We start from the raw sequence: 11,941 nt of genomic DNA on the forward strand, positions 1-11,941 counted from the left end.
GGTCTCCCAGGAATGGCCGATGACACCGCAACACTGAGCTATGCGTCAGGCCGGACGTGGGTCGTCGCCGACGTCTCGCACTCCCGTCTGATCGTTGCGGAAGCCGGTGCCAGACGTCTCGCGCTCTTCGGCGAGACGGATGCCGAAGCGGGACGTCTGGCACGTCTTCTCGACCGGCACGCCGACGCCGACGGCCTCATGGCCGCGGCACACGACCTCCCGGGCAGCTTCCACATCCTGTACACGGACGGCCGCGCCCTGTACGTCCAGGGAAGCGCGTCCGGTCTGCGCCAGGTGTGCTACGCCCGGCGGGAGGACACCCGCGCCTACGCGGTGTCCGACTCGGTGGAGCTCCTGGCCCGGCTGGCCGGCGCCACCCCGCGGATCGAGATGGTCGCCTGGGGCATGGTCCACCCCGGCTTCGACCACGGACTGACCGAGGGCACCTACTGGACCGGGGTACGGCGGCTCCCCGCCGACCAGCGCCTGCGCGTGACCGCCGAGGGCATCGACCGCGCCACCTGGTGGACACCGCCGCCGTCGGAGCTGCCGATCGGCGAGGGCGCCCCGCGGCTGCGGGCCGCGCTGGACGAGGCGGTGGCCGTCAGGATCGCCACGGCGGACGGCCTGTCGGCGGACCTGTCCGGCGGTATGGACTCGACGTCGCTCTGCTTCCTGATGGCCGAACAGGGCGCGCGCTTCCACTCCTTCGTCGAGCAGACCATCGACCCGAACCACGACGACGCCCACTGGGCGGCCATCGCCGCCAAGGAGATGGGCCGGGACCTGACCGTTCTGCGCCCCGAGGACATCCCCGGCCCGTACGACGGCATCTGGCACCCCGGCGAAGGGCTGGTCCGGTCGGTGCCGTACGGACTCGGCGCACCGTACACACTCATCCGCAACCGCGCGCGGAAGATCGCCATGTCCCGGATCTTCGCGGCCACCGGGGCCACCGTGCACATCGGCGGCTTCGGCGGGGACGAGCTGTTCACGGTGGCGCCCTCCTACTTCAGCGACCTGTACGCGACGTCCCCGCTCAGGGCGGTCCGGGGCATCCGCGACCTCGCCCGGCTGCGCCGCTGGAGCCTGCCGGCCGTACTGCGCGCGCTGGCGCGGCAGCAGTCGTACGTGGGCTGGTTCGAGGAGCAGTTGCGCAACCTGCACCTGCCGCGCCCGGACACCATCGGCCCGACCGTCAACTGGGGGCCCGAGCTGCGGGTGACCCCCTGGTCCACGGCCGCGGGCGTCGAGGCGATCCGCGCGCTGGCCCACGCCGGTGACTCCGGACGCACCCCGCAGGCGCCCACCCGCTCGGTGCACACCTGCGTCGCCGGTCAGCGGATCGGCGGCCAGCGGCTCGGCCCGCTGCGCGCCCTCATGCAGCACCAGGGCATCCTGCTGTCCCTCCCGTACATGGACGACAAGGTCCTCGAAGCCGCGCTGGCGATCTCCCGCGCGCAGGCGCAGCCCGGCCAGGGCTTCAAGCCCGCGCTCAAGGCCGCGATGCGGGTGGACGCGTCGAAGTCGGCGCTCTCCCGCTCCACCAAGGGCGAGTTCAGCATGTCCGTACACCGCGGACTGGCGCGCAACCGCAAGGCCCTCGCCGGTCTCTTCGAGGACTCGCTGCTCGCGGAACACGGCCTGGTGGACATCGACCGGCTCCGGTCGACCATCCGGGACACCATGCGCCCGGAGTACGAGACGAACGCCCTGGAACTCACCGTCGCCGCGGAGACCTGGATGCGGGCCGTCGCCGAGAGCGCGACGTCCGCGCGGCCGGTGGCGGCCGACGCGCCGGCCGCCCGGCCGGACGGTCCCCTCACGAACGGACGGCTGGCTTTCCCATGCTGAGAATCTCGCCCCATGTGGTCCTCACCAAGGACGAGGACGCGGCCGTGCTGCTGGACAAGCGGTCCGGCACGTACTTCCGGCTCAATCCGCTGGCCGTCTCGGTCTTCGAGATGCTCTCCGCCGGACAGTCCACGGCGGATGTCGTGTCCACGCTCCAGGAGCGGTATCCGAAGGCGGCGGACCGGATCCCCGACGACGTCGAGAAGCTGATCGCCACCATGCGGGACACAGGAGTGCTGGTCTGACATGTCGCTGCCCATGACGCTGGAGCCGCGGACCCCGCTGCCCCTCCACAGACGTCCGCTCCCGCTGCTGGCCGTCGCGGCCGGCCGCGTCCTGATCACCCTGAGTCCGTACAGGATGGAGCGGGCGCTGCGGCGGCTGAGCCGCGGCGCCCGGCCCGCCACCCACGCCGAAGCCCTGCGGGCGCGCGGCGACATCGTCTCGGTCAGCCGCCGGGCCGCCGGTCAGTACTGCCTGGAGCGGTCGGTCGCCGCGGCGGTCCTGGCCCGCCTGCGGGGCCGTTGGCCGGACTGGGTGTCCGGGGTCAGCCTCATGCCGTTCGCCGCGCACGCCTGGATCGAGGTCGACGGGCGGCCGGTCGGCGAATCGATGCGGCTGGACACCTTCCAGAAGAACATCGTCATCTCGTGCCCACGCCGGCGGCCGAGCCGGGCCAACCACCCCAACGGGAGGGGAAAGTAACGATGGACCCCAAGAGCATCGCGGCGGAACTGGCGACCAGGGGATACGCGCTCGTCCCCGACTTCCTGACGGGGGACGCCCTGTCCGAGGCCGTCGCGGCGATCGGGACGTACTTCCCCGACCCCGAGTCCGGCGACTGCGCCGCCGACGACGTCGCGGCCCTCAAGCACGCGGTCCCGTTCCCCCTCACCAGCAACGCTCTGAACCGGCACCCGCTCGACCCCCGGGTGACCGATGTCGTGGAAGAGCTGCTGGGCACCGCGGATCTCCGGATGACCAGCGCGTTCATCCAGGCCAAGTACGGGACGGCGTACGGCGAGAGCCTGGACCAGAAGCTGCACAACGACGCCTGGGCGGCGAGCAGCCTGGTGCATCCCCGCGCCGACGGCGTCTACCAGCGCGTGTACGGCATCCTCTACCTGACCGACGTCACGGAGGACACCGCTCCGACCTATGTCGTGGACCGCGCCGCGCACCTCGGCCTTCCGCTGCTCACCCCGGAGGGGACGGGGGCCTACAGCAAGGAGTCGTACCCGGAGCTCTACGAGCGGGAGCGTCCCGTCGTGGCCGCCAAGGGCTCCCTGCTGCTGTTCGTGGGGGACATCGTCCACCGGGGCTCCGCCTACCACGAGCGCCTGGGCCGCCGCCTCGCCCTGTTCTTCAACATCCATGGGGCGCAGGCCCGCTGGACGGACAAGCACCTGTGGTCGCTGCGGCCCGCGCACCCCAACTGGGGGACCTTCCGCGACCTGATGGTCGAGCTGGAGCCGCGCCAGCGCCATCTGCTGGGTTTCCCGCCCCCTGGCGACGACTACTGGACCGAGGAGACCATCAAGCACCTGGCGGAGATGTACCCGGGGATCGATGTCGAGCCGTACCGGCCGGCGCGCGTGACCACCTCATGACCCCGGCCGCCCACGGCCTGCCCGGCTACGCCGAACTGGCGGTCGGCGGCCTGAGACACCTCGGCCATGTCCTCGGGCTGGGCCCGGCCTTCGACGCGTCCGCCGAGGAGAGCGTGTCGGCGCTCTTCGGCGGCTGGGGCCACCGCTCCACACGCGGCCCCGCCGAGCCCGGACAGCCCGCCGCGCCCGCCCCGTTCGAGTACTCGCTGGTGCTGAGCGGCGACCGCGTCGACATCCGGCTCTTCTACCGGCCGCTGGCCGCGACGGGGCCCACGACCGCGGAGGCGAGCTGGGAGGAGGGCCGGCGGACCCTCGCGGAACTCGAACGGCGGGGCGTGGCCCACCTCGCACGCGCCCGGGACCTCGGCGACCTCTTCCGGCCCCGCAGCGAGCGGGCGACGATCGGGATGTGCCTGGCGGCGTCCGCGGGGGCGGAGGGGATATCCGGCGTCAAGGTCTACTTCGACACCTTCGCGGCCGGCCCCGGACACCATCAGGAACTGCTCGGGGAGGCCCTGGGCCGGCTGGGCCACAGCACCGCGTGGGACTGGGTACGGCGCCACGACCCGGCGGGCGTCGCCGCCCTGATGCCGGCGATATGCGCCCTCGACCTCCAGGACTCCTCCGACGCGCGGATCAAGTTCTACACCACGGTGCACGAACGCTCCGCCGCCGAACTCGCCGCGCGCGCCGCCGCGTTGTCGGACGGGGCGGGCCACGCGGCGGCGGACTTCGTCGAGCGGATGGCCGTCGGCGGATCGGCCGCGCTCGCGGGCGACGGACTGCGGCCGACCCTGTGCTGGAGCATGACCTCGCACCGCACCGACCGCCCCGACGACGCCACGCTGTACCTCCCCAGCAACCGGTACGCGCCGAGCGGGGCGGACATCACCGACCGTCTGCGCACCGCGCTCGCACCGGGCCTGTTCCACCGGGTCGAGCGCCTGATCGCCCAGTGCGCCGGGGCCACGCCGGGCGAGGGGACGGAGAAGGATCCGGAGAGGGCGCCTGCGAACCCGTTCCACTGGGTGGGGACAAAACTCGTACGGTACGAGCGGTCGCTCACCCTCTATCTCTCGGCAGCCGCCGTGGAGGCCGCCCGCTCGGCCTTCCCCACCCGGCCCGCCGTGGCACGCACCGCGGCGGGCCGCTGAGGCGCGGGGTCAGGCGGCCAGTTCCTCCACGGTGGCCGACACCTGGTGGGCCAGCTCCCGGATCTGGGCGTCGGTGTACCAGGCCCGGCTGTAGGTCAGGTCGACGCTCAGGCGGCCCTGGTAGCGGCTGAGGACGGCGAAGATCATCGGCACATGGCCCAGCGGGGCCAGGCGCACGCTGCTGATCCGCGGCCCGTCCGTCACCTCCGGTTCGGCGATGACGCCCACGTCGGTGATGACGAGGCTGGGCGGCTGCTGGCCGAGCATGTGCGGGAAGGCCGCCAGCTCCATCGCCGCGGCCCCGCTGTCCAGATCGGCGCGCAACTGGGCGGCCACCTCCCGTCCCACGGCGACCGGGTCGGCGCGGTCCGCCACCCGGAGCCGGATGGAGGTGGTGGTCGCCGCCGACTGGAGCACCTCGGCGGGCAGGGGCGGGGTGAACCGGCGGCGCATGTCCACCGCCGTGGTGCACAGAAGCCGTACCGGACCGTCCGCGGCGGGGAACTGGGACCGCAGGCTGGTCAACAGGGCGCCGGAGACCAGGGCGTTGAGGGTGAGCGAGGCGTCGCGGGCCCGGCGGACCAGCCGCTCGGTCCGCCCGGCGTCGGCGCCGACCCCGATGACGCGCAGGCTCAGGTCCGTACCGGGCCCGCCGCCACGCGAGGCGAGCGCGGGCACCAGCACCGGCGGCGTTTCCGCGTCCCGCTTGGCGCGTTCGGTGACGAAGTCATGGAGCTGCTCCGGTGTGGTGCGGGCGGCGAGCAGGTCGTCCAGGGCCGGGCCCAGCACCGGCCGGACCACCTCGGCGGGGACGGGCCCACCCGTGGCCAGAGCGGTGTAGATGGCCCACAGCCGCTGGTGGAGGGAGATGTAGCTCATCCCGTCGGCGAACGCGCGCGGCAGCGTCATCACCACCCGGGTCCGCCCGGCTTCGCGCACCACGGCGAGCCGCAGCAGCGGACCCTGCTCCCAGGTGAGGGGTGTGTTGATCTCCGTGTCGAAATCCGTGCCGTGGCTCAGGACCGGCGCCGCCGCCGCATCCTCGACACGGACCAGCGCCCGCCCCCGTACCCCCCGCGTGGTGATCCTCCCGGCGATCAGCGGACAGCACGCCCGCAGGTGGGTCAGGGCCCGCGCGAGGATCGCCTCGTCCACTTCCCCCTCGACCACCGCGTGCAGGACGAGCCGGACGCCGGCAGCGGCGATGGCCGCCTCGTGCGGCGCGAGCGGACGCTCCATCATGTTCCTCTCCCAGGCCGTGCCCCGTGTCGCATTCGTCGTTCAGGTGCCCAACGAGCTACTCCGACGACAGTCCCGCCCTCCGGACACGGATGGGTGATTCGGCCGAGGGCGGCCAACGGCATACGGGTGACGGAAGAACGTTCCCTCTCGGCGGGCTGTCGCGCCGGGCCCGGCGCGGCTGCCATAAAGGATTCCCCCTGCCTCACGGACGAGGAACACCGGAGATGAGGAACACCATGTACGAACTGCGCGGCACCGTAAGAGCCCTGGCCGTGCTCGCCGCACTGGCGCTCTCCGCGACAGGAGGGGCCTCGGCCGCCGACAGCACCGAGGACGCCGCAGGGGCGGCGGCGGTGGCGGTCGATCACACCGGGGTGATCGGCTCCGAGGTCGCGGACGTCCTCAAGGAGAAGAAGGAGGGCTCCGACGAGTGGGGCCAGGTGTACGACACCGAGACGGTCCACCTGGCCTGCAAGGGCACCGGCGCCGAACACACCTGGTACCAGCTCGCCGGGGAGAAGGACCGGTGGATCATGGACGACGCGTTCGACACCGTCTCCTCCGGCATCCCCTCGTGCCCGGTCTCCGAGCCGGCGGGCTACACGGGCACGGTCACGGGTTCGATCTACGCGAACATCAACAAGGCCAAGAGGGAGGGAGGCGAGCTGTGGGGTCTGGTCTACGAGACCGAGACCGTCCACCTCAACTGCAGGAGCACCGGCGCCGGGCACACCTGGTACCAGCTCGCCGGGCAGCCGGGCCGCTGGATCATCGACTACAAGCTCAGCAGTCTCAGCTCCGGCATCCCCACCTGTACGGCCGTCGCTCCCCCGCGTCACGGCTGAGCGGGACGCAGTCGCCTCGCGCACCGCACGGGCGGGGACCGGTACGGGAGATCCCGCGCACGACACCTCGGTGAGGAACCATGAAGTCCACCGGAATTCTCGATTCCCTGCGCCAGACCCTCGGCATCCCCCGCCCGTCCACACCGTCCGACGCGCCGTCCGGCCGCCGGTCCACCGGGACACGCCTGCTGGCGCTCGTCTACCGGGGCCGTACCCAGGAGGACAGGGACTGCGCCGACACGGTGATCGAACTGCTGGCCGGCGGCCCCTGGGGCCTGGACGTCCGCGCCACCGGACCGCAGGGAGAACTCCCCCTGTCCAAGGACACCTTGGCGCGGGCCCGGCTGTACGCCCAGCCCGGAGGCGGCGCCCTGACGCCCGCGTACCAGGAACTCAAGCAGCACAAGAAGGCCATCCGCCACTTCGTCAAACACGGCGGCTCCTACCTGGGGTTCTGCCTGGGCGGCTACCTCGCCGGACAGGACGAGGGGTTCGGCCTGCTCCCCGGCGACATCGACCAGTACATCCACACGAAGGGCGCCACGGTCCACGGCGAGGAGAACACCCTGGTCGAGGTCGAGTGGCGCGGGCAGCCACGCACGGTCTTCTTCCAGGACGGCCCCTGCTTCTCGCCCCCGCCGGGCCCGGACACAACGGTCCTCGCCACGTACACGAACGACCGGATCGCCGCACTCGTCACCTCGTACGGCGCGGGCCGCGTCGCCGTCGTGGGCCCGCACCCGGAGGCCACCGACGACTGGTTCGAAGACCCCCCGCTCCCGGTGCAGCACACCCACGACCTGGCACTGGACTTCGCCGGCACGGTACTGGCCCCCTGAAGTTCTACCGCCGTACGGCTGGTCCCACTCGAAGGGCTCAGCCGCGCGCGGCGTACCGCACGAACGACGTCCAGCCGTCGCGTCCGACCGCGAAGTGAGGTCGGGCCACGTCCTTGGAGTCCCGTACGCAGATGGCCTGTTCGGCGACGGCGGCCTCTACGCAGTCGTCGCCCTGACTGCCGCTGTAGCTGGACTTGAACCAGGCGAGTTCCGTCGCACTCATAGCTCTCCTCGGATTCGCTCCAGCAGACCCCGCGAGTCTTGGGGGTTCAGGGCCTGCGAGCGCAGTGCGTCGTAGCGCTGCACGTACTGACCGTCATGCGCGGCCACCTCCCAAGTGGGTACGCGTACCGTTCGACACGATTAGGGGCGTCCGCCGTGGCGGACGCCCCTCGGGGCGGCTCACTCAGGATGAGCTGACCGGTACGTCACCCGTCTTGTCCGTGACGCCAACTTCCAGGAGAGCGGCGTCGGTTGTGCCGAGGTAGACGAGGCTCGACGAGTCGAAGACCCAGGCGTAGCCCTTCGGGGCGCCCTTGAACGTGAGGCCGACGCCCTCCCGCCCCGCGGCGTCCTTGACGTGGTCGACAACGCTCGCACCCGGAAGCTTGGCGGTAGCACGGTAGATCGCGGCACTGAGGTCGGGGAGCAGGGTGGCCTCGTCCATGATGGCGCCGTCGACGCCCAACTCGACTGCTGCCCCTTGGGACTTGGTGTAGACGTACTGGTCGTCGCGTGCCGTGACCGCCGGGCGGTCGGCCGCCGCCAGGGCGATCCGGTCCAGCAGTTGCGTGGCCTTCTGAGGGGCGGCGGCGGTGACGTCTGCGGCGGTCGTACCGTGTTTGCCGTCCTGTGCGGTGTCGACCGCCACCACGCCCAGGCCCACGACGGCGGCCAGGGCCAGCGGCGCGGCGACGAGAATCAGGCGTCGGCGGGCGGGGGACGGAGGCGGGGTGGTCGTCGCCCCGGACTGCTCGTGGGTGGACTCGTGCTCGTGGGTGATGTGTTCCATCAGGTGTTCCCTCAGTACGCGGTGGCGGTCCTGAGCGAGCACCGGACGGCCCGGCGCGGGCAGCAACTCGGCCGGCTCGTGGTGGTCGACCGGCTGATCGCGTCGTAGCGGGTTGGTGTTCATCGCTTCGTCTCCTGCGTGGACCGAGCCGACTGTCGGCGGCTACCCGGTGACTGTCCGACCACGGCCGGGCGTTGCACTTCGCCGTTCCCCGCGCTGTTCCCCGTGCCGCTCTTGATTCGGAGTCGGAGTTCGAGTTCGGTGAGCTTGCGCAGGCGTTTCCTCGCGCGCGAGAGCCGGGCCCGTACGGTGCCGACGGCCACGCCCAGGGCCTCGGCCGCGGTGGCGGCATCCAGGCCCTCCCACACGCAGAGCGTGAACGCCTCGCGCTCCCCGCGCCGCATCGTGCTCAACGCCCGCTGCGCGGCGGCCAGTTCCTCGGTGTCGGCCAGGCGCTGGGTCACCTCGTCGGCGAAGTCCGGCACGGGGTCGGGAGGCGGAATCCTGCTGAGCGCGGCCTGGTGTCTTCGCGCCGCCCGAGCGGTGTCGCGCGTGACGTTCGTCGCGCGCCAGCTACGTCGGCTACACGCAGTGGGCGGTGGCCGACGCCGTGCCGCCCCAGGTCAAAGCCATGATCCCGGTGGTGTCCAACTCCACCTTCAGCATGGAGTTCCTCCGTAAGGACAGCTTCTCCCTGGAGACCCCGTTCACCTGGGGGGTCCAGATCGAACGGCAGGAACGCAGATTCGGCGGCCGACGTCGCGTAGTAGCCTCATTGGTTTGTCCGGGAGGGGCTTTCGAGGCGCTCGGAACGAGGACGCCGAACCCCTACCGGGCGTTCCGGGCCCGTACGTTGTCCTTCCCGCCGTCGGGAGAGGACTGAGGAAATGACAGAAAGCGTGCGCGTCTCGGAGACCATCGAGGTGGTGGGGGCACGGACCAACAACCTCCGCGATGTCACCGTGAGCATCCCCAAGGGCCGGGTGGTGGCCTTCACCGGGGTCAGCGGCAGCGGCAAGACCTCGTTAGCGATCGACACTCTGCACAGCGAGGCCCAACTCCGTTACCTGGAAGGGCTCTCGCCGTTCGTCCGGCAGTACATCACCCAGCGCAACCGCCCCAAGGTGGACCGGATCCTCGGCCTCGGCGCCACCCTCGCCGTCGACCAGCGCCGGCTCAACCGCAACCCCCGCTCCACCGTCGCCACCATCACCGGTATCGACGGCCACCTCGGACTGCTCTACTCCCGGCTGCCCGGCATCGGCCCGGACGCGATATCCGGTGACGGCCATCTCAGTACCGCCCACTTCGACCGGCACACCCCGGAGGGAAGCTGCTCCGACTGCCACGGCGTCGGCGGACGCTGGCAGGCACGGGAGGAACTCGTCGTCACGCACCCGGAGTTGCCCCTGTTCGACGGAGCCTCCCCCTGGTACGCGAAGTGGCGCTCCGGCGAACACGCCTTCATTCCCGCACTGGCCGAGAAACGCGGCGTGGACCTCGCACAGCCCTGGCAGTCGCTGCCCGAGAGCTTCCGGCACGACGTGCTGCACGGCACGGGTGACGAGAGGATCGAGGCGACCGTCGACATGCCGAACAAGAACGAGATGTCCTCCTGGACGTACACCTCCAGCGAGCCGCTGCGCGGAGCGCTCGCCGAGGTGGAGAGGGTCTTCGCGAATGCGGCGACTCCCAGCGCAAAGGAGCGCTATCTGCCGTACATGCGCAAGATGCCCTGCACCACCTGCGGCGGCACCGGCTACGACGCGATCGCCCGGTCGGTACGGCTCGGCGGGCTCTCCTACCCCGAACTGCTGGAGGTCGACGTCCGGGAGGTACGCGCCTGGGGCGACCGGGTCACCTCCGGTCTCGGCACCGGTCGGCGCGCAGTCGGCGAACCCCTCCTCCAGGATCTCGCCCGAAGACTCCGCGTGCTGGACCGCCTCGGCCTCGCCCATCTCCAACTGTCGCGCGGCGCGGCCACCCTGTCCGGCGGCGAACTCCAGCGCACCCGGCTCGCCGCCCAGCTCAGCACCGAACTCAGCGACATCATCTTCGTCCTGGACGAACCGGGCACCGGCCTCCACCCCGCGGACAAGGCCCATCTGCTGGACATTGCGCTGGAACTGCGCGCCGCCGGGAACAGCGTGCTGCTGGTCGAACACGACCCTGAACTGATCGCCCGCGCCGACTGGGTGATCGACATGGGACCGGGCGCCGGACGGCTGGGCGGCGAGGTGCTCGTCTCCGGCACCCCCGCAGACATCGCCGCGCACCCCCGCTCGCTCACCGGCCACTACCTCGCCGGGAAGGGACCGCGGCTGCGCCGTAACCGCCGGCCGGTCGGGGAGGGCACTCGCTGGGTGGAGCTGCACGGGCTGTCCGCGCACAACGTGACAACGGACCTGGTCCGCTTCCCCGTGGGCCGGCTGACCTGTCTGACCGGGGTCAGCGGCAGCGGCAAGAGCAGTCTGCTCGGCGCGCTCGGTGCCGGGACGGAGGCGGCTTTGACCGGAACGACGGCCGAAACCGTCCGCCGGGTCGCCGGGAGCGAGCGATTCAGCTGGGTCGCCGTGGTCGACCAGGAGCCGATCGGCCGGACACCCCGGTCCAACCCCGCCACGTACAGCAAGGCGTTCGACATCGTCCGCAAGCTGTTCTCGGAGACCGACGAGGCACGCAAGCGCGGCGTCAAGTCCTCCTGGTTCTCCTTCAACACGGCCAACGGCGGACGCTGCGAGACCTGCACCGGGTACGGCCGCAAGCTGGTCGACATGCACTTCCTGCCGGACGTGTGGGTGGTCTGCGACGCCTGTGAGGGCCGCCGCTACGCACCGGAGGCCCTGGAGATCACCTACGAGGGGTTGACCATCGACGGGGTGCTGGAGCTGACCGTCGCCGAGGCCGTCGAACGCCTCACGGGACAGCGGCAGTTGGCGGAGGCGCTGGAGGCCATGGACCGGGTCGGCCTCGGCTATCTGCAACTCGGCCAGAACGCCACGCAACTCTCCGGCGGCGAGGCGCAGCGCCTGAAGCTGGCGTCGGCGATCCAGCGCGGATCGGCGGGGCGCAAGGCCGGACTGGTCGTGCTCGACGAACCCGTCTCAGGTCTGCACCCCTCCGACATCCAGCGCATGGTGGACGCCTTCGACCTGCTGCTCGACTCGGGCAACACCGTGGTCGTCGCCGAGCACGACATCCCCGTCGCGGCCTCCGCGGACTGGGTGATCGACCTGGGGCCGGGCGCCGGCCCGGACGGCGGCGCGGTCGTGGCCGCGGGTACCCCGGACCAGGTCGCCGAAGCCGACACCCCGACCGCGGGCTTCCTGCGCCGGTACACGGCGGGCCTGCCGCTGCTGGGCGGGCCCGGCGGCCACTGAGGCAC

12 protein-coding genes and 1 pseudogene are annotated in these 11,941 nt (G+C 71.6%); 9 read left to right on the forward strand and 4 right to left on the reverse strand.

Annotated features, from left to right (window positions below; all coding sequences use genetic code 11):
- Positions 1-12 precede the first annotated feature (12 nt).
- Genes ACIO3P_RS20765 through ACIO3P_RS20785 form a run of 5 tightly spaced genes read left to right on the forward strand, consistent with a single transcriptional unit; the run spans position 13 to position 4,618 of the window.
- Positions 13-1,854, forward strand: a complete 1,842-nt coding sequence (locus tag ACIO3P_RS20765) for an asparagine synthase-related protein (RefSeq protein WP_401852870.1) — start codon at positions 13-15, stop codon at positions 1,852-1,854.
- On the forward strand, positions 1,848-2,099 hold the full coding sequence (locus ACIO3P_RS20770) for a lasso peptide biosynthesis PqqD family chaperone (protein ID WP_401788898.1): 252 nt from the start codon (positions 1,848-1,850) through the stop codon (positions 2,097-2,099). Before ACIO3P_RS20765 ends, ACIO3P_RS20770 begins: the two co-directional genes overlap by 7 nt.
- A gap of 1 nt (position 2,100) precedes the next feature.
- Entirely contained in the window at positions 2,101-2,559 is a 459-nt protein-coding gene (locus ACIO3P_RS20775; protein WP_329822257.1) for a lasso peptide biosynthesis B2 protein, read from the forward strand.
- 2 nt (positions 2,560-2,561) lie between these two features.
- Positions 2,562-3,464 carry a phytanoyl-CoA dioxygenase family protein gene (locus tag ACIO3P_RS20780; RefSeq protein WP_329822256.1) on the forward strand — a complete coding sequence of 301 codons (903 nt, stop codon included), beginning with the start codon at positions 2,562-2,564 and terminating at the stop codon, positions 3,462-3,464.
- Entirely contained in the window at positions 3,461-4,618 is a 1,158-nt protein-coding gene (locus ACIO3P_RS20785; RefSeq protein WP_401852874.1) for a hypothetical protein, read from the forward strand. Before ACIO3P_RS20780 ends, ACIO3P_RS20785 begins: the two co-directional genes overlap by 4 nt.
- Positions 4,619-4,627: 9 nt before the next feature.
- Here ACIO3P_RS20785 and ACIO3P_RS20790 read toward each other — a convergent pair whose 3' ends face one another.
- Positions 4,628-5,860, reverse strand: a complete 1,233-nt coding sequence (locus tag ACIO3P_RS20790; protein WP_401852877.1) for a condensation protein — start codon at positions 5,858-5,860, stop codon at positions 4,628-4,630.
- Between the two features lie 224 nt (positions 5,861-6,084).
- Here ACIO3P_RS20790 and ACIO3P_RS20795 point away from each other — a divergent pair, with 224 nt between their 5' ends.
- Together ACIO3P_RS20795 and ACIO3P_RS20800 are read left to right on the forward strand one after the other, a co-directional pair.
- Positions 6,085-6,705 carry a hypothetical protein gene (locus ACIO3P_RS20795; protein WP_329822253.1) on the forward strand — a complete coding sequence of 207 codons (621 nt, stop codon included), beginning with the start codon at positions 6,085-6,087 and terminating at the stop codon, positions 6,703-6,705.
- Between the two features lie 80 nt (positions 6,706-6,785).
- Positions 6,786-7,544 (forward strand): BPL-N domain-containing protein, encoded by a 759-nt coding sequence (locus ACIO3P_RS20800; RefSeq protein WP_401852879.1) that lies wholly within the window; start codon positions 6,786-6,788, stop codon positions 7,542-7,544.
- 37 nt (positions 7,545-7,581) lie between these two features.
- Here ACIO3P_RS20800 and ACIO3P_RS20805 read toward each other — a convergent pair whose 3' ends face one another.
- The 3 genes and pseudogenes from ACIO3P_RS20805 to ACIO3P_RS20815 form a co-directional block, all read right to left on the reverse strand.
- The gene (locus ACIO3P_RS20805; protein ID WP_401852882.1) at positions 7,582-7,767 is read right to left on the reverse strand and encodes a DUF397 domain-containing protein; all 186 of its coding nucleotides are present in this window, start codon (positions 7,765-7,767) and stop codon (positions 7,582-7,584) included.
- A gap of 183 nt (positions 7,768-7,950) precedes the next feature.
- Positions 7,951-8,679 (reverse strand): hypothetical protein, encoded by a 729-nt coding sequence (locus ACIO3P_RS20810; protein WP_401852883.1) that lies wholly within the window; start codon positions 8,677-8,679, stop codon positions 7,951-7,953.
- A pseudogene (locus ACIO3P_RS20815) lies at positions 8,676-9,068 on the reverse strand (RNA polymerase sigma factor); the annotation flags it as partial. The pseudogene ACIO3P_RS20815 and the gene ACIO3P_RS20810, both read right to left, overlap by 4 nt.
- Positions 9,069-9,154: 86 nt before the next feature.
- On the opposite strand from ACIO3P_RS20815, the gene ACIO3P_RS20820 reads away from it, so the two are divergent.
- Both ACIO3P_RS20820 and ACIO3P_RS20825 read left to right on the forward strand, forming a co-directional pair.
- Complete coding sequence (locus ACIO3P_RS20820; RefSeq protein ID WP_401852886.1) at positions 9,155-9,439, forward strand: hypothetical protein; 285 nt, start codon at positions 9,155-9,157, stop codon at positions 9,437-9,439.
- Between the two features lie 4 nt (positions 9,440-9,443).
- Entirely contained in the window at positions 9,444-11,936 is a 2,493-nt protein-coding gene (locus ACIO3P_RS20825) for an excinuclease ABC subunit UvrA (protein ID WP_401852889.1), read from the forward strand.
- Positions 11,937-11,941 lie beyond the last annotated feature (5 nt).

The sequence above is a fragment of the Streptomyces sp. NPDC087310 genome, assembly GCF_044744405.1.
GTDB lineage: Bacteria > Actinomycetota > Actinomycetes > Streptomycetales > Streptomycetaceae > Streptomyces.